The sequence below is a fragment of the Undibacterium sp. Dicai25W genome (assembly GCF_049340505.1).
In the GTDB taxonomy this organism is placed as follows: Bacteria; Pseudomonadota; Gammaproteobacteria; order Burkholderiales; family Burkholderiaceae_D; genus Undibacterium; species Undibacterium jejuense.
Map to the genome: position 1 here is coordinate 593,965 of NZ_JBMPOQ010000001.1, position 21,092 is coordinate 615,056.

Consider the following 21,092-nt stretch of genomic DNA (forward strand, 5'->3'; position numbering starts at 1 on the left):
CGCCAGTTATTTGCTGAAGCATATTTATGGGAAAAAATTGAACCAGAAAATGATTTCACGGATAGAATAAAATCTTTCAAATTTTTTAATAAAATCCTGTTGTTCTAAATAGAGATGTAAATTTTGGTTATTTCTGTAATATTATGTTACTTTACGTTATCACGCGGTTTTTAAATTTTCCTTTTGCTTACTAGTGAAAATGCTAAGCACTACACCTCATCATTCCAGCGTAATCGAATTTCCTGTGCCGCAAGCATGGCGAGACATTATTTATACGGTCATTTTTGACGTTATGGAAGACAATTATGCCAGCGTGAAAAGAGGTGCATTCGGTAAATGTGCTGAGTTTGCAATTGTCGGGGCAAGGGTATTAAAAATTTTGACAAACGCACCATATAAGGCTGTTGGTGGTGGGCAAATTATGGATTGCGGTGATGAGCAATATGTACTGATTACCCCGACTCGTACCGAGCGTCGTAACGCCCGTAATCTCGCTGAAATGAAGTTTTATCACTGCTGGGTGCAGCTTGAAGCCCAATCGATGTCAACTGGGGGTATAGAATTTGTCGACTTTACTTTGTTGTACGATAGGCTAACGGCTCATTTATTAAATAAACCCTATACACTTAGCAACTCTGCGGCCTACTTTTGGGGCGATGCCAAGGCACTGGATTTACCCATTCCTGCATCACTCAGCAAACATCCTTCACTTAAAGAGCGTCAATCAGGTTGGTACTGGACTGATTCTATCTGCTGCAGATTACTTTTAAAATATGAAAACGAGAACGCAGCTTATTTTTCAGCGCTGACTTCTAAGATACTTTATCGCATTGCTGATGAAGCTGAAAAATGCTTCGCACCGACATCAACTGCTAGTTTTTAAACCTTGAAGCTGAGGTTTTTTATCGGGCAATTAATTTTCATTCAAATGTTTTTTTAATTTACTGAGCGCTTGTTCCAGGTCGCAATAGTCGGAATCGGTGTAGCCTGAAAACCGTTGTTCGCCAGCATGGACAACTTTAGGGAAGATTTCACTGAAAGTCGCCTCACCTTGCGGCGTTAGTTTAACAAATAATTGACGCCTATCCCCATCCCCGCGTTCACGCTGAACCAGGCCTTTTTGCTCCATGCGATCGAGTACGCCAGTTAGTGTGCCTTTGGTGATTAAGGTTTTTTCGCCCAGTTCTTTGCAAGTCATTCCTGGGGTATTGCCTAGTGTTGCGATGATGTCGAATTGCGCTGGTGTGCAACCGAACTGACGCACATTTCGGTTGGATGCCTGTTCAAAAAGTTGCATACATTCGGAGAGCAGACGTATGCTGCGGAGGTAACGTTTACTCATGGTTTAATGGTCAGTATCTGCGGCGATATCGATATAAACATCGCCGCTTTATGCACTCATGCAACTTCCGTCGGAAGTTGCATTACGCAATTATTGCAAAATATTAGTCAGCGCGAACGGCTTCAACCTGGATCGCTAATTTTACTTCAGGTGCAAAACGTGGGGTGCCATAGTTCAGGCCAAAATCTGTACGCTTGAATTCTGCAGATGCGTCAGCACCGCAAACTTCTTTTTTCAACATTGGATGTTGAATGCACTTAAATTTGTTGATGGACAGTGTCAATGGCTTAGTGACGCCCAACAGAGTGAATTGACCATCGACGGCAACTGGAGTGTCGCCATTGAATTTGACAGAAGTGCTTTTGAAAGTGGCAGTTGGGAATTTTTCGACATTGAACATATCCGCAGATTTAGCGTGATCGTTCATTTTTGTCATACCGAAATCGATAGATGAAGTATCGATCGTGATATCAACTGTGCCTGTTTTCGCTGCACGGTCTAACGTAACTGTGCCGCTGGTTTTATCAAACTTACCGCGCCATACAGAAACGCCCATATGGTCAGCTTCAAAACTTGGGTAAGTGTGGCTAGGATCAATGTTGTAGGTATCTGCAAATGCTGGTGCTGTACTGATAACCAAAGCGGCGGCGATGAGTTTTGCTAATTTCATAGTGACTCCTGATTGGATAGAGGTTGAATGTCAGCGTGTAGTTGCTGACATTCAGGATTTAACATGGGATAACTTTGTAAAATTTCGTGCTACTGCGTTCTTGCTGAGTTTTTACTGCGTGGTGACTACGTGAAATTTAATCGTGACTTCATCGGCGACCATACCGGTGTCTTTCCATTCACCTTCGCCGATATTGAATGCCAGACGTTTGATCGGCAGGCTGCCATCAAACACTTGTGTATTGCCTTCCTGTTTTACGTTCATAGGAAAACTGACGGGAGCGCTTTTGCCTTTGATGGTCAATGTGCCGCTCACATCAAGTTTGCCTGCGCCGCTGGTTTTCATGCTGGTTGCAACGAAGCTGGCTTTAGGAAATTGCGCTGCGTTAAACCATTCCTTTTTCAATACTTCTTTGTTGTACTCGGCATCGCCTAAATCAAAACTGGCGAGGTCAATTTCTACGCTCGCTTTTGAGGTTTCTGGTTTGGCGGCGTTGTAATCGATGACTGCTGAGAATTTTTTAAACTTAGCATCCACTGGCACGTTCATTTGTTTAAATACGATACCGACCGTGCTTTTACTGGTATCGAGTTTGGAGATGGCTGCCAGTGCAGGAATCGCGATTGCAAGGACGATGGTTGAGACGAGAAGTTGCTTGGAATTTTTGAAGAGTTTCATTATTTTCCTCTGATTATTCATTACGGATGGATTCATTTAGTCGGCATCATGCGGCGCAAGATACCATCCTTATCAACGAATTGATGCTTGAGTGCGGCAAGTACATGCAAGATCACGACGCCGAGCATGACATTAGTTAGTAATTCATGTAATTCTTTAAGTGTATGTTTAAGGTCTGGATCCGGGGCGATAAAGGTTGGTAATTCAAACAGACCCAGATACACGACCGGATAACCGGCAGCAGATGTATAAAAATAGCCAGACAAGGGAACCGCAAACATCAACACATACAACAGGATGTGCGCTGCATTTGCTGCATTCTTTTGCCAGATTCCCATAGTTTCAGGATAGGCGGGCGCTGCACTAAGTAAGCGCGCTAACAGGCGGACCGCCACCAATCCTAACACCGTGACACCCAGCCATTTATGATAGGAGTAGTATTGCAGCTTGGTTGGGCTGATGCGCATGTCAGTCATGATTGTGCCGAGTGCAAACGCCGCAACGATCAGCAAAGCGATGAGCCAATGTAAAGCGATGAGTGTTATCGGATATCGATCTTTTGTCGGCATACCTGGACTCCTGTAAAATAAAAATTAGTTCGTATTAGAACTAATATAGCAAAAAAAGTTCAACTCTGCTGAACACGGTTTATTTTCTAATGTTGATTTTGATGAGCAATACCTTGCAGTAGGCGTGCATAAGGCTCGTTGTCATACTTGAATAGAGAATGAAAAAAAGCGCAATCAACTGTTTGATTGCGCTTTCTTATTTTGGTTCGCGAACTTGAACACGGGGATGTTCAAGTTATACAACTTTAAATCGCTTTCGCTAACTTTGCAGCAATACCAATGTAGTTGGCAGGTGTCATTGCCAGCAACACGTCTTTAGCTTCTTGTGGAATTGCCAGACTTTCAACAAACTCACGCAATGCTTCTTTGGAAATACCTTTACCACGAGTTAATTCTTTTAATTGCTCGTAAGGATTTTCAATTGCGTAGCGACGCATTACTGTTTGAACTGGTTCAGCCAATACTTCCCAGGTTGCATCCAGATCTGCAGCCAGGCGTTCTGGATTTGTTTCCAGCTTATTCAGACCACGCAGGCAGCTGTCGTAGGCAAGTAAGGTATAGCCTAACGCTACGCCGATGTTACGTAAGACTGTTGAGTCAGTCAGATCGCGCTGCCAGCGGGAAACTGGCAATTTTTCAGATAAATGACGCAGCAAAGAATTAGCCAGACCGAGATTACCTTCGGAGTTTTCAAAGTCGATAGGGTTGACTTTGTGTGGCATGGTGGAAGAACCAATTTCACCGGCTTTGGTTTTTTGCTTGAAATAACCAACCGAAATGTAACCCCAGATATCACGATTTAAATCCAGCAAGATCGTGTTGACGCGTGCAAATGCATCAAACATTTCCGCCATGTAATCATGCGGCTCAATCTGTATCGTGTATGGGTTATATGTCAGACCCAGACGTTGTTCAATCACATTCTTAGAGAAACTTTCCCAGTCGTAGTGTGGGTAAGCGGACAAATGAGCATTGTAGTTACCAACAGCGCCATTCATTTTCCCCAGAATTTCTACTTGTTCAATACGCTTCAAGGCGCGTTGCAGACGTGCTACGACGTTGGCCATTTCTTTACCCAAGGTCGTCGGGCTTGCAGCCTGACCATGGGTACGAGACAGCATAGGTACATCGGCGTTGGTATGCGCTAACTCAGTCAGGCGCGTAATCAACTTGTTCAACGCTGGCAGCATGACGCTGTCACGTGCTGTTTTCAACATCATACCGTGTGAGGTGTTGTTAATGTCTTCTGAAGTGCACGCAAAATGGATAAATTCGCTGGCAGCAACCAGCTCTGGTACATCTTTGACTTGTTCTTTCAGCCAATATTCGACAGCTTTGACGTCATGGTTAGTCACTGCTTCGATATCCTTGATGCGCTGTGCATCGGCTTCGGAAAACTCAGCCGCCAGTTTATCCAGCAGTGCGTTGGCGGCAGTCGAAAATGGTTTAATTTCATCAAAGCCAGCCTGAGATAAGGCTTGCAACCAGGAAATTTCAACTTTAACGCGGTGATGCATAAAACCAGCTTCCGATAGCGTTGAGCGTAAAGCATCGACTTTGGCAGCATAGCGGCCATCTAATGGCGAGAGGGCGGAAAGGGAGGATAAGGACATGATCGCTCGATGTGGTAGTGTGAGATAGAAAGCATTGCGCAAAAAACAACATTGAGTTGTGTTTTTACTAAAAATAACAAGGTTATAATCTAAACTAAGTATCCTGAAACGTTCTACTTGCTTGTCTTTATTTTTGCGCTCAAGTCCCAATTTTACCATTTGATGCTTGCTTAAAGGGGGTATAAAGGGGTTATAACGGGTTTATAAGGGGCTATTAAGGGTCGATAAAGTAGTCTTAACGCCGACCAACCTGAACTTAGAATGGTATTTTATGGTTTGCGCGATGACTAAGGGGCTCTGGAAACCGCAGCTTTTAACTTTCACAATGCTATAATCAAATCCACATCATTCTTGCAAAAACTATGAAACTCATCGGCTCTACCACCAGTCCTTACGTAAGAAAAGTTCGTATTGTCTTAGCGGAAAAGAAAATTGATTACGTGTTTTTGTTGGAAAATGTATGGGCCAGCGATACCAAGATTCAAGAGTCCAATCCAATCGGCAAAGTTCCATGTCTCTTGATGGAAGATGGCGGTGCGATGTTTGATTCTCGTGTGATTGTTGAGTATCTGGACACTTTAACGCCCGTTGGTAAGTTGATTCCCGCATTAGGGCGTGAACGCGCTGAAGTGAAATGCTGGGAAGCGCTGGCTGACGGTGTGCTTGATGCCGCAATTTTAGTACGTCTGGAGAAAACCTTGCGGCCTGAAGCACAGCAAAGCGCGGAATGGATAGAACGCCAGATGAACAAAGTCAATGCGGGATTAAAAGCGATGTCAGCAGGTCTCGGTGAAACTGCATTTTGCTCCGGTAACCATATGACGCTGGCAGACATCAGCGTTGTTTGTGCACTCGACTGGTTAAACTTCCGCTTCCCGGACATCGATTGGCGTACCGAATTCCCTAACCTTGGTAAGTTGTTTGATAAACTGTCCGAGCGCCAGTCGTTTAAAGATACAGTACCAGGTTAAAACGACTATCTCAGGTAAAGTTACCTGAAGACAGTTTCAACAGTTTCTTAAAAAAGGATGATGCCCAAAAGCTCATCCTTTTTTTTGTTTGAATGAATTGGGTCGGGAGCAACCCGCCAATTCAAGTTGATAGAAAATGGATTCCACCGCAATAGCAAATACTCACATTAATCAATTACTCTTCTTCACTCATTTGTGATTGCAAATAATTTTGGATGCCAATTTTTCCGATCAGCTCTAACTGAGTTTCCAACCAGTCGATGTGTTCTTCTGTATCTTCAAGTATATGCTGGAAGATTTCGCGAGACACAAAATCTGCATGTGCTTCACAGGCGGCAATTCCTTCTTTTACCGTTTTTTGCGCAGCCTGTTCGAGCTTCAAATCGCAGCTCAGCATTTCTTTGGTATCTTCGCCTATCATTAACTTATGTAAGGCTTGCAGATTGGGTAAGCCGCCTAGCATCAAAATGCGGTCGATCAGCTTGTCAGCATGTTTCATCTCGCCGATGGATTCTTCGTACTCTTTTTTAGCGATTTTTTCAAAGCCCCAATGCTTATACATACGGGCGTGAAGGAAGTATTGATTGATGGCACTCAACTCATTCGTGAGCTGTGCATTCAATAATTTAATGACTTTAACGTCACCTTTCATAGCGCATCCTTTCAAAGAAATTTGAATCAGGTATTTCTAGCGAATGGTGATGGCGCAGACGGCAGTTGATGGCTGCGGGCAAGCGTCATGCCACGCAATCATCATAACAATTTTCAAGAGATTAAGAAATAAAACTAGCCAGCTAAGGAAAAATTGATGGTTGCTGTGGCAAGCATAGGTATTGCTTTACCATCCTCAACATAGGGCTTGAACAAGGCATGCATGAGGGCAGCACGGGCAGCTTCATCAAGGCGTTGTGATCCTGATGAGTGATGGACATCAACTTTTTCCGCTTCACCTTTTTCGTTGACGAGTACCTTCAGTGTTACTTTTCCTTCTTCGCGCAGACGACGTGATTGTGCAGGGTAGACGGGTTGTGGCGCGCGTAGATATTCGACTTGACTGGTGACCTTCAGCGATGGTTGCGGCGTAGTCTGTGCCGGGGCGGTGGCGATGCTGGTTGAAAGTGCGGGTTTTTCGTGGACAGGGGTTTCAGCAGCCGCGATCACGATTGCATTTTCACTTGGGGCGTTACTGGCCAGATCTGGTAATGCGACTGGCTTTGTCGCTGGTACTGCTAATGTCATTTTTTTAGTATTGCGTGGCCTGGAGTTACTCTTTATTTCGACATTTAGTGGGGTGCTGACAAAGCTGACGATGACTTCTTTTGGTAAATTCATTTTGATTTCAGTCACCAAGCCACTTTTCAGCGCATAAATTGCGGCAATATGAGTAAGTACGATAAAGCCAAACGTTGCATAACGTTTGAGATTGAATCCAGTATCTTCGTATTCAAACAAGTTGGCGCTTGCCGTGCTCATGCTGATACTCCGTTGGCGTGAAACTGAATGTTATGGAGTAGTAAGTGCACACCATGTGTTTTGCTCTGTGTTTCTTGTTTCTCACAGTGCTCGCGCAAAATTTTTCTGGCGCATCCAGCGCATTTGCCACAGCAAGTCCCGACGTCAAGTTGCGTGCGCAGCTCCGCCATGGTGCGTATGCCTGCTTCGGCTGCACGCTGGATTTTGGATTCAGAGACGTTGTTGCAAACACAGACAATCATGAAAATATCCTTCTCATTTCGATTAAAATTTACTCGCTGGCGGCTGGCATTAACCAGGAAAAACGCTGTATTTTGTTTTGCCGCTTCAAATTACTATCAATCAAACCAGCCCATTGCTCACTGAGTTGTTGGCAAGTGGCACGAAGTACCGGAGTCAGATCTGATAATTCAGACAAGGCCTTCAGGTGTCGTTCTATAACTGAAGCTAACTTCAGGCAGGGATTGTTGCCTTCTGAAGACGCTGAATTGACGCTGTAATGTGACATCAGATGTAACGCGGCTGAAACAAGCAATTCTGCATGCGTTGATTTTTCGCTATGGCCAGAAATCTGCGCCTCTGTTGGTACAGTTTCTTTCAGTAAAGTATTTGGCATCGTGCTTCTCCATTTCATTGACTACGATCTGACTGGCTGAGATGCAAATAGCTGGCTGATGACGACGTAAAATCAGGCGGTCAATATCAGCTTGTTAAGCTGGGTGACGCGCAAGCGGTAAATTCTGCCTTCGTGGTCGATTTCGACTTCTCTTGAGTGCTGCATTAATTCTTTGCTGTTTAAACGCGGAATAGAAATCGATGTTTTTGCTTGCTCACGCGCCGATGTTGTCATGCCGTGAGACGGAACCTGATGTGGTAAATATTCATCCATAACAAACCTTAAAATCTAAATGATAACAATTCTTATTTAGATTATTGTTGATGTAACGAAAATTTGCAAGAAATTTCTATCGACCCGTCAGTTTTTCTTTTTCTGTAGATGAATAACGAATAAGTTTTTGGCGCTGGGGGGATGTTGAAAATCTATATGGCGGCCTGGAACATCTCAATGATGCGAGCAGTAAAAACTTAAAAATAGATGCTTAAAAACAAGAAAGCCCGATACGTTTAGATCGGGCTTTTAAATATAGAGTGGGGTTGAGCTTAATTGCTGATTGCTGGAAAATCCGCCATCACTTCACCTAGTTTGACACTAGCGGCCGGCTTCCATGCCGGATTAAAGCGTAGGTCACTTTGCGGGAAGAGCAGCACGACAGTAGAACCAAGCATGAAGCGGCCCATTTCTTCGCCTTTTTTCAAGACGATGTTCTTGTCTGGATAATCCCAGGTACGAATTTTTCCGGGACGCGGTGGGTTAATTGTGCCGTGCCAGACGGTTGCCATGCTGCCGACGATTGTTGCACCAACTAAGGTCAGGACAAAATTGCCATTGGCGGACTCAAAAAAGCAAACCAGGCGCTCATTGCGTGCAAATAGATTCGGTACGCCACGTGCCGTCGTCGGGTTCACCGAAAACAAGTCACCTGGTATGTAGACCATACGTATCAGTTTGCCGTCGCATGGCATGTGTATGCGGTGATAGTCGCGTGGGCTGAGATAGATATTCGCAAAACTACCGTTGGCGTACTCCGCCGCAGCCTTGCTATCGCCGCCGATTAACGCGGTGGTTGAAAATTCATGGCCTTTTGCCTGGAAAATTTGACCCTGAGTAATCGGTCCAAACTGGCTGATAGCACCATCAACCGGGCAAATCAAATCAGATACTGCGATAGGCCGCGCGCCAACTTTCAAAGGTCGTGTAAAAAACGCATTAAACGTCTCGTAGCTGCCGATGTCAGGATTTACTGCTTCGTCCATGTTCACTTGATATTTACCGACAAACCAGCGGATAAATTTGGTCGTTACATTACCCCATTTCGCATTGGCGGCTTTACCAGCGAGCGCGGTCAGCGCCTGTTTGGGTAGGAGATATTGAGTGAGAACGGCAAGTCGATCAGACACAGTAGGTGGCCTTTGAATTGAATTGGTCGGGAATTATAACGTTGCGCAAAGAGAAATCACGTATTTCGTGTAGTTTCATATCAATTTTGATGTAAAAATCAGAATTCTCGTGATAACCCCAAATTTCTTCAAATATGCACCGCGTTACCTTGGTTGCGCTGTGACATATGCATGGAACAAAATTACGGTATACTTGTATCGATAGTTAAAATTAATTGAATTGATAAAATTAATTAGTTTTTCAATATTGTGAAAACGTTCTATCATACAGTCTCATCACGTCACACTTGTTTCAACTACAAAGGAAATTACCATGTCATTGATTAACACTATCGTAAAACCATTCAAAGCAACTGCTTACCATAATGGCAAATTCGTTCCAGTAACGAACGAAGATCTGAACGGCAAATGGTCTGTTTTCGTATTTTACCCAGCTGACTTCACATTTGTTTGCCCAACAGAATTGGGTGATTTGGCTGATCACTACGCAGAATTCCAAAAAATGGGCGTTGAAATCTACTCAGTTTCTACTGACACACATTTCACCCACAAAGCATGGCATGACACATCTGACACGATTGCGAAAATCAACTACCCAATGATTGCGGATCCTACATTGGCGATCTCCCGCAATTTTGAAGTGTTGATTGAAGAAGAAGGTCTGGCACTGCGCGGCACTTTTGTTATCAATCCTGCTGGCGAAATCAAAGTCATGGAAGTACATGACAACGGTATTGGACGCGATGCAAAAGAATTGTTGCGCAAAGTACAAGCTGCACAATACGTAGCGAGCCACCCAGGTGAAGTTTGCCCTGCAAAATGGACACCAGGTGCAGAAACATTGACACCATCTCTGGATCTGGTTGGCAAGATCTAAGTTTGGGGCTAAACGCGCAACTAGATTGAGTTGCATTGTTGAGTAAGTCGTTCATACCCTGATGCTGATCAGGGTATGGACTGATGCAAAATCGCCCCAAGAGTTGTAAGGCACGTCAGTGATGTGCCCGATTGGGACAATTTTGCATCAGTCCTAAAAACATAAAACGCATGAAGCATATGAATAGGAAAGAAATATCATGTTAGACAATAATCTCAAAACCCAACTTAAAGCCTACCTCGAAAGATTAACTCGCCCGATTCAGTTGGTGGCTTCTCTCGATGACAGTGACAAAGCAAAAGAAATGCAAAGTTTGCTCAACGAAATCGCTGAATTATCGGACAAAATTTCATTGTCTGAAAATAATGATCCAGCCGTCCGTAAGCCATCATTTGCGATTACGTCGCCTGGTCATGATATCTCGTTGAGCTTTGCCGGTATTCCGATGGGGCATGAATTTACTTCGTTGGTATTGGCATTGTTGCAGGCTGGCGGTCATCCACCAAAAGTGGATGCGGATGTGATCGAGCAGATCAAAAATCTGGACGGTGATTTTCTGTTTGAAACCTACATTTCATTGACTTGCCAGAATTGTCCTGAAGTTGTGCAATCGCTGAACCTGATGGCGGTATTGAACCCACGTATCAAATCCGTCACGATTGATGGCGCCTTGTTCCAGCAAGAAGTTGAGCAACGTCAGATCATGGCTGTGCCAACGATATTCTTGAATGGTCAGGTATTTGGCCAGGGGCGCATGTCGGTTGAAGAAATTCTGGCGAAGCTTGATACCGGTTCTGTACAACGTGCCGCAGAAAAACTCGATGCCAAAGCGCCTTATGATGTGTTGATCGTCGGTGGTGGTCCAGCAGGCTCTGCTGCTGCGATTTATGCGGCGCGTAAAGGAATTCGTACAGGTATCGTTGCCGAACGCTTTGGTGGGCAGGTTCTTGACACCATGTCGATTGAGAATTTTGTCTCTGTGACGGAAACTGAAGGGCCAAAATTTGCGGTCGCTCTTGAGCAGCACGTGAAAGCCTATGATGTTGACATTACCAATTTGCAACGCGCAGAAAAACTGACACAGCAAGACGGCATGACCTCAATTCAACTCGCCAGCGGCGCGACATTGAAAGCCAAAGCCGTGATCCTGGCAACCGGCGCACGCTGGCGCGAGGTGAACGTGCCGGGCGAAAAAGAATACCGTAATCACGGCGTTGCTTATTGCCCACACTGCGATGGTCCTTTGTTTAAAGGCAAGCGGGTTGCTGTCATTGGTGGCGGTAACTCTGGTGTTGAGGCAGCAATTGATCTTGCCGGTATTGTCAGTCACGTGACTTTGATTGAATTCGCGGCTGAATTGCGCGCTGATGCCGTGCTTCAGAAAAAATTGCATAGTCTGCCAAATGTTACTGTTATTACACAAGCACAGACCACAGAAATTCATGGCGATGGCCAAAAGGTAAATGGTATTAGTTATAAAGACCGTGTCACTGAAGCAGTTAAACACATCGAGTTAGAAGGTGTGTTTGTACAGATAGGATTGGTGCCAAATACAGAATGGTTAAAAGGCACGCTTGAATTATCTCGTCACGGTGAAATTATCGTGGATGCAAAGGGGCAGACTTCGTTGCCCGGCGTATTTGCAGCGGGCGACGTCACCACTGTTCCTTACAAGCAAATTGTGATTGCTGTTGGTGAAGGTGCTAAAGCAGCGTTAGGTGCTTTTGACCACTTGATCCGGAGCTGAATTTAGTCAAATCTCATTACGTAGCAAGGTCCGATCATGTAGGATTGAAAGGATTGAAGTCGGAAATAGTTTAAAAGCCTCAGCCGCTAGTTGGATGAGGCTTTTTTATTCCTCGATATAAAAAAGCTTAGTTAATTTGTTAATGATTATTGCTATAATCTATATTATTACAAATTGTAACAGTGATCCTATGACTTTTTTACCGCAATGGCTGTATAACTGGTTGGGCTTAAATTTCCCCGCGCAACGTATTCCGCTCACTGTCATATTGCCATTGGTGAAGTCGACTCCGTTACCGGTTTTAAATGCGCTTTATCAGTTGCAAAAAACGAGAGCAACAGAGGATGAAGACGTGCAGTTTTTACGCCTGATATTAAAAAATCTCAAGCAACTCAATCGTTGCGATACGAGCGTCACTCAACGAGAAGAATATAACCACCGATTAGCCGCCTTGTTTTATCCGCTGACGCAGGTGATGGTGGGGCGGTTTGGAAAGGACGGTGGTGTTCCCGATAGTCAAGTGCGCGCGCAAACCCTCGATACACTGATCGCTATCTGTACAGAGTTTGCCAGTTCATATGGCGTGATTATTCAGTATTACCAGCAGTGTTCACGTTTTCGTTATGCAAGATCTCTCAAAAAATTGGATTTGGCGGCATTACGTCTCTTTGAATTTTTAAAAATGGAGCAATCGATCAAAGGCTTGCGTTATCAAGAATTAAGCGAGAAGTCCTGGGCGATGGCGAATACCCTAATTCATATTCTAGCTGCATCAGAACGCTTGAGTGTGGTGTTGAAACCATTGGATCAAACTTACAGCGCAGAGCGGGCGGTTGCTACAACCAGAGCGATGGATGTCTATCTGAGCATACAAATGTCGGAGCGCCTTCAACTCAGTTTTTGGCCTGTTCAATGGCAATCGTGGTTGCAACGTTCGTTAGGTTTGGGTGACCTGAAAATTGGGTTAAGCGTGTTGTCGGAGCAAACGAATAAAATCCAGGTCTCGTTTGTTTATTGCTACGATCCGACTCCAAGTTGCTTTACTCCCAAATTAAATAAGACGAGCGTCGAACCACTACTGCTTCAATGGGATCAATTGCAGCAGTCATTGACCAGTGATTTTGCCCAAGTTTTGCGTTCTCGCCAGTCCGAGCGCCAAGTCACGCTTTCTAAGCATCTGAGTTTATTTCATCGTGACGAACAACTCGCTTTGGCGCAATTGCAATTTGATCGATTTAATACTTACCCAATAAGAGCAGTGGCCAAACTTGATCAGGAGAAAGAAGTACCTGATTTGAGAATTTTCATTGGTTTTAAGGATGTATTTGCCTTGTTGCGTCATATCGCATCTGGAGGGACCTGGAAACCAATCGGGCAGCGCATGACCGACTTGCTTGCCAGACACTCGGCAGTGTTTTCTGATGATGCGGATGCCAGTGTCGAAAGCACCTGGTCTTTGCGACATCAGGATAATAGTTTGATATGTTTATCTAGCCTGGAAAGTCGTCACACAACGCATATGCACATCGGAGATTTAGCAGCGTGCATGCTGGAACAATCTGATTGGCATCAACCAAAGCTATGTGTGATACAGCGCATTTTGCGTCCGCAAGCTGGGCGTGTTTATGTAGAAATGCAGGTATTAAGTGAACAGTCCGAAGCAATTTTTTTCGAGTCGCAAGTGCTTAATCAGGCCAACTTATCGACAGATTCCATACCGGGCAACGAGCTTGTACAAGCTATCCGAGGAAAAAATGCAAATGCCACACATTTAATTTTGCCACGTGGGGTCAGACTGATGTCCGAAGGCCAAGTAACCATGAATACAAAAAATGGTATGGAACTAGCTCAACTAGGCCATATTATGAGTGCCACTAAGAGTTTCAGCATGTATGCTTTACGTCGGAGTCGGCCTATTCGTGATTTGCACGAAGCGGATAGAGTTCTGGCTTAGCAAGGATAAATGCAGATATTTGTAATGAGTATTCTTGAGTTGAGTCTGGGTGGTAATTGAACTGAAGACTTCTGATGACCAGTTAAACAAAGGTAAAAAATAATTGTTGATAGCGGCATCAAAGTTGATGCCGCGTGATACTACGTGGAGTTCATTTTTAAATAGTCTGATACTCAGGCTGGTCTATCGAGGTCGTTAATATTGTAATCATGCGGGGTGGTTTTTTTCGATGTACCTGCGGGATCTTGATACATCCAGTGTAGTAAAAATTTCGTCATTTCCGACGCTGCGTGGACCGGTGCTTCAGCTTGATGAGCAACCGCGCTACAGATAGCCTCGATCAGACACAATGCAGCGCCTTCTGAATTCGGCGAGAACTGGCGTCTGGTTTGTGCAAATAAGGTCACATTTGCCAAAGCCGCCAGCGGTGAACTTGGTGCATCAGTTAGCGCCAGTATTGGAACTTCTTTCTCATTCAGTTGACGCAAAATCGTGACAACATCTTCTGCGTAACGCGGAAACGAAATTCCGATGACCAGATCGCGTGGCGTGAACTTGAATAATTGTCTGGCTACCGTTGATGGGCCGCCAGCACCTATAGTTGATTGTACGGTATTGCAGAATGGGTCCAGATTATGCGCCATTAATCCGGCTAAAAATGCGCTTGCGCCATAACCGACGATATAAATACGTTCAGCATTGAGTATCATTTTTACCGCTTGATTACAGGCATCTGCATCCAAACCACGACGCGTTGCCTCGAGATTTGCCAGATCTTCATTGAGCGAGCCTGCGACAATTTCGGTGCTGCTTGCTGCGCGGCTGACTTCCGTGCGCAAATTATCAATCGGTGCCAGCATGGCTTCAAAACCAGTCACTAATTCTGCACGGAACTGCGGGTAACCTTCAAAGCCTAAGGCGCGTGCAAAACGATTTGCAGTGGCGACCGAAATACCGACAGCATTTGCTAATTCGTCGATAGACATCGTGGCCGATCTGAACACATTCGACAACACATAGTCAGCTGCTTTTTTATGTGCTTTGGAAAGGTTCATGTAAACCTTGCCTATGCGTGCGTTGACTGTACCACCAAGGGATTGTGTATCAGGGCGATTCATAGTTGGCTGGCGTTTTCAGTGATAGGAAATGTAAATATAGTTTCATCATTTTATTAAGTAAAGTAATGAAACGTATCAAAATGAACGAGTGAGCTTTTTTATTGAGATGTTGATATTCGCATTACATTCACAGAATATTCATCCGATTATTCTTATTAATGTAAATTATATTTTCAGTTGTCCCCAAAAAACTGTTCCTACTTTGTCTCTTTTTATAAACATGTGTGACTGCAAGTGCTATTCATCGTCAACGAAAACCTGTTGTGAAGGCAAGAGAAATTTAAAGATTCTTTGAAGCAAAGATGATTGAACGGGCATTGTGAGTCTGTGTTGTTGCGCACAATGCGGGTACGATGTGAAAGGCGGTGCGGGTTGTAGCCGCCCGATAAAACGAAGCAAAAAGTCGGGCGGATGTAACCCGCCCCATTCGGGACTAATTCAGCATCCCATCCAATAGACTGCAAGTTGCGATCCAGGACCCTTGCTATGATTAAGCAGATGCGGCGTGAATAATGCCACCACCGAGGCAAACATCGCCGTCATACAAAACCGCTGATTGGCCAGGTGTAACCGCCCATTGAGCTTGTTCAAAATGCAAATTGAACTGCTGTTCGTCACCCGCAAAAGTGCAACGCATATCCGGTTGGCGATAACGGGTTTTGGCGGACAGATCCGTATTCTCAGGTGCATGACCTGCCACCCAGCTGACTTGAGTTGCGTCTAAGCTTGATGATAATAACCATGGATGATCATGACCTTGTACCGTGTACAAAGTATTGGCGGCAACATCTTTTCTGGCGACATACCAGGCATCGCTGCTGCCGTCGGCATTTTGGTGGGTTTTGATGCCGCCGATACCTATGCCTTTGCGTTGACCCAGAGTGTAGAAACTCAATCCCACGTGTTGACCGATGATTTGATTTTCCGGCGTTTTAATGTCACCTGGTTTGTACGATAAATAGCGATTTAAGAAATCACGGAAAGGGCGTTCGCCGATGAAGCAAATCCCGGTTGAGTCTTTTTTCTTCGCATTCGGCAATTGCAATTGCTCAGCGATTCTTCTGACTTCGGTCTTTTGAATTTCTCCCAGAGGAAACAGCGTGTTCGCGAGTTGCTTTTGATTTAAACGATGTAAAAAATAACTCTGATCTTTGCTGGCATCCAAGGCTTTGAGCAATTGGAATTCGCCATTGACTTCACGCACACGTGCGTAATGACCGGTCGCGATGTAATCCGCGCCAAGTTTCATTGCATGATCTAAGAATGCCTTGAATTTGATTTCGGCATTGCACAGCACATCTGGATTGGGAGTGCGACCTGCCTGATATTCACGTAAGAATTCGGCAAAAACGCGGTCTTTATATTCACTGGCAAAATTGACGGCTTCAATATCAACGCCAACCACGTCGGCGACACTGACCGCATCAATCCAGTCTTCACGGGTAGAACAGTATTCTGAATCATCATCGTCTTCCCAGTTTTTCATGAAAAGACCGATGACCTCATAACCCTGCTCTTTTAATAACCACGCTGATACCGACGAGTCGACGCCGCCGGACATGCCAATAACAACTCTTTTTTTGCTCATAATTATGATCCAAGTATGCTTGGATGGGTAAAAAGCAAGGACAGCGGTGCGCGTTGTCCTCGCAGATAATCGTCTATACATTGCAGCACCAAAGGGCTGCGATGTCGTTCCTGACAAGCCACAATTTCCTGATAGCTCATCCACAGGGTGCGTAATATCCCAGTATCAAGCGGTTGTTCGTGCTGCTGACCAAGCTCACCCGTGAACGCAAAACGCAAATAAGTCACTTCTTCAGAGCTTACAGGAGAAACGAATTTGGATAAGTAGGTTCCTACTAGCGCCGTTGGAGTGAAATCATGCGCAGTTTCTTCCAGTGTTTCCCGAATCACTGCTTGCACCAAGGATTCATGCGGATCCAGATGACCAGCAGCCTGATTGATGCGGATGCCGTCCGGGGTTTCTTCTTCGATCATTAAAAAACGTTGATCGCGTTCGATAATTGCCGCGACTGTGACCGATGGCTTCCAGATAGTGGACATTGCTGCTTTCATTTAGTCTACCAGGGTGACATTTTACTTTGCCGTCAAAATTTGTGTGGCAAACCAGCAAATTTGAAAGTGAATTAGCTAATGCGATTTTTATCTATGCTCAAAAATAATGCAATTTTTATGCGTAAGGGTTCATTTTGTCTTAGCTGATTAGCGCATTTTTTATTTGTGTATAGCTGATAGCTCATTGTTTTTAAACACAAAAATATTCATCTTTTTATTTCGTAAATACTTTTTAGGCGAATTTGCCAAAAGAAATAATTTAAAAATATGTAAAAAAACGAACGGTTGTGCTAAAAAACATTTTCCGTGTAATATTGTTGTCGAATATTAAATGTAAGATTCGGGTAAGTATTTTTGTGCTCCACAACTGGCTTGATGCTGAGTACGTATCAAGTCAGGCAATCGCTTACCAGGTTATCGTACATGGGCGCTTAGTTTGCTATCGCGTACAAGAATCAGCGGAGCGCGGTGCTGCAAGAAGACACAGATTTCATTCACAAGCAGGGAGCAAATCTATGAAAATCGGCATTCCCGCCGAGACTCGGCCTGGAGAGACGCGTGTCGCGGCTACTCCGGAAACCATTAAGAAGTACGTTGCTGCAAAACATCAGGTGATCGTGCAGTCTGGTGCTGGCGTGGCTTCGAGTATCACAGATGAAGCGTATCTGACAGCAGGCGCCCAAATCGGCACTGCGGCAGAGGCATTCGGGGCAGAATTAGTACTAAAAGTACGTGCACCTGATGCTGGTGAAAGGACTTTGATCAAGTCCGGAGCGGTATTAGTTGGCATGCTCAACCCTTTTGATGCTGACAATATTGCATCAATGGCAACGCACGGTATCAGTGCTTTTGCCTTAGAGGCGGCGCCGCGGATTACCCGTGCGCAGTCGATGGACGTACTTTCTTCGCAAGCCAACATCGCTGGTTACAAGGCGGTGATGCTGGCGGCAAATACCTATCAGCGTTTTATGCCTATGCTGATGACTGCAGCTGGCACGGTCAAGGCTGCCCGAGTGTTAATCATGGGTGTGGGCGTAGCAGGTTTGCAAGCAATTGCCACCGCTAAGCGTCTGGGTGCCGTGATTGAAGCATCGGATGTTAGACCTCCGGTCAAAGAACAAGTAGAATCCCTCGGCGCAAAATTTATCGACGTCCCGTATGAGACCGATGAAGAGCGCGAAATCGCTCAAGGTGCAGGCGGCTACGCACGTCCTATGCCTGCAGCCTGGATGCAACGCCAGGCAGCCTTGGTTCATGAGCGAGCCAAACAAGCTGACATTATTATCACTACTGCTTTAATACCTGGCCGTAAAGCGCCGGTATTGATTTCAGAAGACACTGTCAAATCCATGAAGCCTGGTTCGGTAATTGTCGATATGGCGGTCGAACAAGGGGGAAATTGTCCTTTGTCGGAATTGGGTAAAACAGTGACCAAACACGGTGTCCACATTATCGGTGAGCCCAATCTGGCCACCTTGCTGGCGGCCGATGCTTCGGCGTTGTATGCCCGTAATGTGTTGGATTTTCTGAAACTCATCATCGACAAAGATGCTGGACTGGCGATTAATCGTGAAGACGAAATCGTTGCTGCGACTTTGGTCTGTGCTGGTGGCGAAGTACTGAAGAAGTAGATGAGTATTAATGTTTTTTCGTAACACGTATCAGAAAGTAGAAACACCATGCAAAGAAATATGCTCCGCGCCAAAATTCATCGCGCAACTGTGACCCAGTGCGATCTCCACTACGAAGGTTCATGTGGGATAGATGAAGATCTGCTCGACGCTGCGAATATCATCGAGAACGAACAGATTGAGCTGTACAACGTCAACAATGGTGAGCGTTTCTCTACCTATGCCATTAAAGGCAAACGCGGTAGCGGCGAAATCTCATTAAACGGCGCTGCAGCTCGTCGCGTGCAACTTGGGGATTTGATGATCATTTGTACTTACGCGCCAATGACAGAAGAAGAAGCGCGTGCACACAAGCCGAATGTGGTTTTTGTGAATGCAAAAAATCAGATCACGAGTTTAAAGGAGTATTAAGCCGGTATCGACGGTACGCGAAGTGACAGGTAATTAAATAATACCTGTCCACTCAATGTTACCGCCGGCATCGTCTGCATTTGCATGTCTTAATCCATACAACAGAGAGGACATCATGGAAGTTAGTCATACCCTTACCAACCTCATCATTTTTGTGCTGGCGATTTATGTTGGCTATCACGTGGTCTGGACGGTAACACCTGCATTACATACGCCTTTAATGGCGGTGACTAATGCTATTTCAGCCATCATCATCGTTGGTGCCATGTTGGCAGCAGGTTTGACTGAAGGTTTGCTGGCGCAGGTCATGGGCACGGTTGCTGTGGCTTTGGCTGCAGTGAATGTTTTTGGCGGATTTCTGGTGACTCAGAGGATGCTGGAAATGTTCAAGAAAAAAGAGCCTAAAGCAGTCAAAACCGACGGTGCTAAGGAGGGCAAATAATGAGTATGAATCTGGTAACGATGCTGTATCTGATCGCCTCAGTGTGTTTTATTCAGGCGCTCAAAGGTTTGTCTCATCCTTCGACAGCCAGACGCGGCAATGCTTTTGGCATGATAGGTATGGCGGTGGCAGTGGCAACGACGATTGCTTTGATCGTTAAACTCAAAACCGAAAGTGCTGGTAGCGGCATGGGTTATGGCCTGGTGGTATTGGGCGTGGTTGTCGGTGGCAGTATTGGCGCGATTCTGGCAAAACGTGTCGAGATGACCAAGATGCCAGAATTGGTTGCAGCGATGCACTCGCTGATTGGTCTGGCAGCGGTCTGTATTGCTGTGGCTGTGGTATCCGAACCATGGGTATTTAATATCGTTGGTAAAGATATGCCTATCCCGGTTGGTAATCGGATTGAATTATTTATTGGTACTTTTGTCGGGGCAATTACGTTCTCTGGATCTGTCATTGCGTTTGGTAAATTGTCCGGTAAATATAAGTTCCGTTTATTTCAGGGCGCACCAGTCAGTTTTAGTGGTCAACATCAATTGAACCTGATTCTGGCATTAGCGATGCTGGGTTTGGGGATTGCATTCTGTGTTACGCAAAGCTGGACACCGTTTGTATTGATGGCAGCGATTGCCTTTGTCCTGGGCGTGTTGATCATTATCCCTATTGGTGGCGCTGATATGCCAGTCGTGGTGTCGATGCTCAATAGTTACTCTGGTTGGGCTGCAGCGGGTATCGGTTTTTCATTAAATAACTCCATGTTAATCATTGCAGGTTCGCTGGTCGGATCATCTGGTGCGATTCTTTCGTACATCATGTGTAAGGCGATGAATCGTTCGTTCTTTAACGTGATTCTGGGCGGCTTTGGTGGTGAAGCAGCAACGGCGAGTGTTGGCGCACAAGCCCAACGTAACGTCAAATCAGGCTCTGCTGACGACGTCGCGTTTTTACTGGGTAATGCAGAAACTGTGATCATCGTTCCTGGCTATGGTCTGGCGGTCGCGCGCGCGCAACATGCCTTAAAAGAGTTGACCGAGAAACTGACGCACAAAGGCATTACCGTTAAGTATGCAATTCATCCGGTGGCGGGTCGTATGCCTGGTCACATGAACGTTTTGTTGGCAGAAGCGGAAGTACCTTACGATCAGGTGTTTGAGATGGAAGACATCAATAGCGAATTTGGTCAGGCTGACGTGGTTTTGGTATTGGGTGCAAACGACGTTGTTAATCCGGCCGCGAAAGATCCTAAGTCACCGATTGCAGGTATGCCGATTCTGGAAGCCTACAAAGCTAAAACTGTCATCGTTAATAAGCGCTCCATGGCATCCGGTTATGCTGGTCTGGATAATGAGCTGTTCTATATGGATAAAACCATGATGGTCTTTGGTGATGCTAAAAAGGTCATTGAAGATATGGTGAAAGCGGTCGAATAAGACGCTGAAATTTAAAATTAAAAATCCCCGTCATTTTGATGCGACGGGGATTTTTTTTATAGCGT

General features: G+C 45.2%; 23 protein-coding genes. 9 read left to right on the forward strand and 14 right to left on the reverse strand.

The window, feature by feature from the left end; all coding sequences use genetic code 11:
* Positions 1-199: 199 nt before the first annotated feature.
* Entirely contained in the window at positions 200-883 is a 684-nt protein-coding gene (locus ACO0KY_RS02800; RefSeq protein ID WP_423044013.1) for a hypothetical protein, read from the forward strand.
* Between the two features lie 30 nt (positions 884-913).
* On the opposite strand, the gene ACO0KY_RS02805 is transcribed toward ACO0KY_RS02800, so the two are convergent.
* From ACO0KY_RS02805 to purB, 5 genes are all read right to left on the reverse strand, one after another.
* Positions 914-1,342 carry a MarR family winged helix-turn-helix transcriptional regulator gene (locus ACO0KY_RS02805; protein WP_186910993.1) on the reverse strand — a complete coding sequence of 143 codons (429 nt, stop codon included), beginning with the start codon at positions 1,340-1,342 and terminating at the stop codon, positions 914-916.
* A 103-nt stretch (positions 1,343-1,445) separates the two neighbouring features.
* Complete coding sequence (locus ACO0KY_RS02810) at positions 1,446-2,012, reverse strand: YceI family protein (protein WP_423044015.1); 567 nt, start codon at positions 2,010-2,012, stop codon at positions 1,446-1,448.
* Between the two features lie 111 nt (positions 2,013-2,123).
* On the reverse strand, positions 2,124-2,690 hold the full coding sequence (locus tag ACO0KY_RS02815; protein WP_423044017.1) for a YceI family protein: 567 nt from the start codon (positions 2,688-2,690) through the stop codon (positions 2,124-2,126).
* 32 nt (positions 2,691-2,722) lie between these two features.
* Positions 2,723-3,259, reverse strand: a complete 537-nt coding sequence (locus ACO0KY_RS02820) for a cytochrome b (protein ID WP_423044019.1) — start codon at positions 3,257-3,259, stop codon at positions 2,723-2,725.
* A 245-nt stretch (positions 3,260-3,504) separates the two neighbouring features.
* Complete coding sequence (gene purB, locus ACO0KY_RS02825; RefSeq protein ID WP_423044021.1) at positions 3,505-4,872, reverse strand: adenylosuccinate lyase; 1,368 nt, start codon at positions 4,870-4,872, stop codon at positions 3,505-3,507.
* A gap of 362 nt (positions 4,873-5,234) precedes the next feature.
* On the opposite strand from purB, the gene ACO0KY_RS02830 reads away from it, so the two are divergent.
* A complete protein-coding gene (locus ACO0KY_RS02830) occupies positions 5,235-5,843 on the forward strand; it encodes a glutathione S-transferase N-terminal domain-containing protein (RefSeq protein WP_186910988.1) in 609 nt (202 codons plus the stop codon).
* 175 nt (positions 5,844-6,018) lie between these two features.
* On the opposite strand, the gene bfr is transcribed toward ACO0KY_RS02830, so the two are convergent.
* From bfr to asd, 6 genes are all read right to left on the reverse strand, one after another.
* Complete coding sequence (gene bfr, locus ACO0KY_RS02835) at positions 6,019-6,495, reverse strand: bacterioferritin (protein WP_423044023.1); 477 nt, start codon at positions 6,493-6,495, stop codon at positions 6,019-6,021.
* A 134-nt stretch (positions 6,496-6,629) separates the two neighbouring features.
* Entirely contained in the window at positions 6,630-7,316 is a 687-nt protein-coding gene (locus tag ACO0KY_RS02840) for an energy transducer TonB (RefSeq protein WP_423044025.1), read from the reverse strand.
* Positions 7,313-7,558 (reverse strand): (2Fe-2S)-binding protein, encoded by a 246-nt coding sequence (locus tag ACO0KY_RS02845; RefSeq protein ID WP_423044027.1) that lies wholly within the window; start codon positions 7,556-7,558, stop codon positions 7,313-7,315. The genes ACO0KY_RS02840 and ACO0KY_RS02845 overlap by 4 nt, the downstream gene beginning before the upstream one ends.
* A 29-nt stretch (positions 7,559-7,587) precedes the next feature.
* Positions 7,588-7,824 carry a hypothetical protein gene (locus tag ACO0KY_RS02850; protein ID WP_423044161.1) on the reverse strand — a complete coding sequence of 79 codons (237 nt, stop codon included), beginning with the start codon at positions 7,822-7,824 and terminating at the stop codon, positions 7,588-7,590.
* Positions 7,825-8,004: 180 nt separating this feature from the next.
* Positions 8,005-8,205 (reverse strand): hemin uptake protein HemP, encoded by a 201-nt coding sequence (gene hemP, locus ACO0KY_RS02855; protein WP_423044029.1) that lies wholly within the window; start codon positions 8,203-8,205, stop codon positions 8,005-8,007.
* Between the two features lie 272 nt (positions 8,206-8,477).
* A complete protein-coding gene (asd, locus tag ACO0KY_RS02860; RefSeq protein ID WP_423044031.1) occupies positions 8,478-9,335 on the reverse strand; it encodes an archaetidylserine decarboxylase in 858 nt (285 codons plus the stop codon).
* Positions 9,336-9,648: 313 nt separating this feature from the next.
* Between asd and ahpC the strand changes: the two genes are divergently transcribed.
* The 3 genes from ahpC to ACO0KY_RS02875 all read left to right on the forward strand — a co-directional run bounded on the left by ahpC (position 9,649) and on the right by ACO0KY_RS02875 (position 13,913).
* On the forward strand, positions 9,649-10,212 hold the full coding sequence (ahpC, locus tag ACO0KY_RS02865) for an alkyl hydroperoxide reductase subunit C (RefSeq protein ID WP_423044033.1): 564 nt from the start codon (positions 9,649-9,651) through the stop codon (positions 10,210-10,212).
* Between the two features lie 199 nt (positions 10,213-10,411).
* Positions 10,412-11,959, forward strand: a complete 1,548-nt coding sequence (gene ahpF / locus ACO0KY_RS02870; protein WP_423044035.1) for an alkyl hydroperoxide reductase subunit F — start codon at positions 10,412-10,414, stop codon at positions 11,957-11,959.
* A gap of 190 nt (positions 11,960-12,149) precedes the next feature.
* Entirely contained in the window at positions 12,150-13,913 is a 1,764-nt protein-coding gene (locus ACO0KY_RS02875) for a hypothetical protein (RefSeq protein WP_423044037.1), read from the forward strand.
* Between the two features lie 173 nt (positions 13,914-14,086).
* On the opposite strand, the gene ACO0KY_RS02880 is transcribed toward ACO0KY_RS02875, so the two are convergent.
* The 3 genes from ACO0KY_RS02880 to ACO0KY_RS02890 all read right to left on the reverse strand — a co-directional run bounded on the left by ACO0KY_RS02880 (position 14,087) and on the right by ACO0KY_RS02890 (position 17,098).
* Positions 14,087-15,031: a MurR/RpiR family transcriptional regulator gene (locus tag ACO0KY_RS02880; protein ID WP_423044039.1), complete on the reverse strand. Its 945-nt coding sequence runs from the start codon at positions 15,029-15,031 to the stop codon at positions 14,087-14,089.
* A 490-nt stretch (positions 15,032-15,521) separates the two neighbouring features.
* Complete coding sequence (gene mnmA / locus ACO0KY_RS02885; protein WP_423044041.1) at positions 15,522-16,619, reverse strand: tRNA 2-thiouridine(34) synthase MnmA; 1,098 nt, start codon at positions 16,617-16,619, stop codon at positions 15,522-15,524.
* A gap of 2 nt (positions 16,620-16,621) precedes the next feature.
* Positions 16,622-17,098: an NUDIX hydrolase gene (locus ACO0KY_RS02890; protein WP_423044163.1), complete on the reverse strand. Its 477-nt coding sequence runs from the start codon at positions 17,096-17,098 to the stop codon at positions 16,622-16,624.
* 527 nt (positions 17,099-17,625) lie between these two features.
* Between ACO0KY_RS02890 and ACO0KY_RS02895 the strand changes: the two genes are divergently transcribed.
* The 4 genes from ACO0KY_RS02895 to ACO0KY_RS02910 all read left to right on the forward strand — a co-directional run bounded on the left by ACO0KY_RS02895 (position 17,626) and on the right by ACO0KY_RS02910 (position 21,027).
* On the forward strand, positions 17,626-18,741 hold the full coding sequence (locus ACO0KY_RS02895) for a Re/Si-specific NAD(P)(+) transhydrogenase subunit alpha (protein ID WP_423044043.1): 1,116 nt from the start codon (positions 17,626-17,628) through the stop codon (positions 18,739-18,741).
* A gap of 48 nt (positions 18,742-18,789) precedes the next feature.
* Positions 18,790-19,152 (forward strand): aspartate 1-decarboxylase, encoded by a 363-nt coding sequence (panD, locus tag ACO0KY_RS02900; protein WP_186910976.1) that lies wholly within the window; start codon positions 18,790-18,792, stop codon positions 19,150-19,152.
* Positions 19,153-19,267: 115 nt separating this feature from the next.
* Positions 19,268-19,594 (forward strand): NAD(P) transhydrogenase subunit alpha, encoded by a 327-nt coding sequence (locus ACO0KY_RS02905; RefSeq protein ID WP_422991250.1) that lies wholly within the window; start codon positions 19,268-19,270, stop codon positions 19,592-19,594.
* Positions 19,594-21,027 carry an NAD(P)(+) transhydrogenase (Re/Si-specific) subunit beta gene (locus ACO0KY_RS02910; protein WP_423044046.1) on the forward strand — a complete coding sequence of 478 codons (1,434 nt, stop codon included), beginning with the start codon at positions 19,594-19,596 and terminating at the stop codon, positions 21,025-21,027. Before ACO0KY_RS02905 ends, ACO0KY_RS02910 begins: the two co-directional genes overlap by 1 nt.
* The last annotated feature ends 65 nt before the right edge of the window (positions 21,028-21,092 follow it).

What these genes read in the sequence shown, in the direction of transcription:
- ACO0KY_RS02895 (WP_423044043.1), top strand. Translation starts at nt 17,626, where the DNA reads ATGAAAATCGGCATTCCCGCCGAGACTCGGCCTGGAGAGACGCGTGTC.
- ACO0KY_RS02880 (WP_423044039.1), bottom strand. Translation starts at nt 15,031, where the DNA reads ATGAATCGCCCTGATACACAATCCCTTGGTGGTACAGTCAACGCACGC.
- ACO0KY_RS02905 (WP_422991250.1), top strand. Translation starts at nt 19,268, where the DNA reads ATGGAAGTTAGTCATACCCTTACCAACCTCATCATTTTTGTGCTGGCG.
- panD (WP_186910976.1), top strand. Translation starts at nt 18,790, where the DNA reads ATGCAAAGAAATATGCTCCGCGCCAAAATTCATCGCGCAACTGTGACC.
- purB (WP_423044021.1), bottom strand. Translation starts at nt 4,872, where the DNA reads ATGTCCTTATCCTCCCTTTCCGCCCTCTCGCCATTAGATGGCCGCTAT.
- bfr (WP_423044023.1), bottom strand. Translation starts at nt 6,495, where the DNA reads ATGAAAGGTGACGTTAAAGTCATTAAATTATTGAATGCACAGCTCACG.
- ACO0KY_RS02830 (WP_186910988.1), top strand. Translation starts at nt 5,235, where the DNA reads ATGAAACTCATCGGCTCTACCACCAGTCCTTACGTAAGAAAAGTTCGT.
- ACO0KY_RS02810 (WP_423044015.1), bottom strand. Translation starts at nt 2,012, where the DNA reads ATGAAATTAGCAAAACTCATCGCCGCCGCTTTGGTTATCAGTACAGCA.
- ACO0KY_RS02800 (WP_423044013.1), top strand. Translation starts at nt 200, where the DNA reads ATGCTAAGCACTACACCTCATCATTCCAGCGTAATCGAATTTCCTGTG.
- ACO0KY_RS02845 (WP_423044027.1), bottom strand. Translation starts at nt 7,558, where the DNA reads ATGATTGTCTGTGTTTGCAACAACGTCTCTGAATCCAAAATCCAGCGT.
- ACO0KY_RS02910 (WP_423044046.1), top strand. Translation starts at nt 19,594, where the DNA reads ATGAGTATGAATCTGGTAACGATGCTGTATCTGATCGCCTCAGTGTGT.
- ACO0KY_RS02805 (WP_186910993.1), bottom strand. Translation starts at nt 1,342, where the DNA reads ATGAGTAAACGTTACCTCCGCAGCATACGTCTGCTCTCCGAATGTATG.
- ahpC (WP_423044033.1), top strand. Translation starts at nt 9,649, where the DNA reads ATGTCATTGATTAACACTATCGTAAAACCATTCAAAGCAACTGCTTAC.
- mnmA (WP_423044041.1), bottom strand. Translation starts at nt 16,619, where the DNA reads ATGAGCAAAAAAAGAGTTGTTATTGGCATGTCCGGCGGCGTCGACTCG.
- ACO0KY_RS02840 (WP_423044025.1), bottom strand. Translation starts at nt 7,316, where the DNA reads ATGAGCACGGCAAGCGCCAACTTGTTTGAATACGAAGATACTGGATTC.
- hemP (WP_423044029.1), bottom strand. Translation starts at nt 8,205, where the DNA reads ATGGATGAATATTTACCACATCAGGTTCCGTCTCACGGCATGACAACA.
- ACO0KY_RS02875 (WP_423044037.1), top strand. Translation starts at nt 12,150, where the DNA reads ATGACTTTTTTACCGCAATGGCTGTATAACTGGTTGGGCTTAAATTTC.
- ACO0KY_RS02850 (WP_423044161.1), bottom strand. Translation starts at nt 7,824, where the DNA reads ATGTCACATTACAGCGTCAATTCAGCGTCTTCAGAAGGCAACAATCCC.
- ahpF (WP_423044035.1), top strand. Translation starts at nt 10,412, where the DNA reads ATGTTAGACAATAATCTCAAAACCCAACTTAAAGCCTACCTCGAAAGA.
- ACO0KY_RS02820 (WP_423044019.1), bottom strand. Translation starts at nt 3,259, where the DNA reads ATGCCGACAAAAGATCGATATCCGATAACACTCATCGCTTTACATTGG.
- ACO0KY_RS02815 (WP_423044017.1), bottom strand. Translation starts at nt 2,690, where the DNA reads ATGAAACTCTTCAAAAATTCCAAGCAACTTCTCGTCTCAACCATCGTC.
- ACO0KY_RS02890 (WP_423044163.1), bottom strand. Translation starts at nt 17,098, where the DNA reads ATGTCCACTATCTGGAAGCCATCGGTCACAGTCGCGGCAATTATCGAA.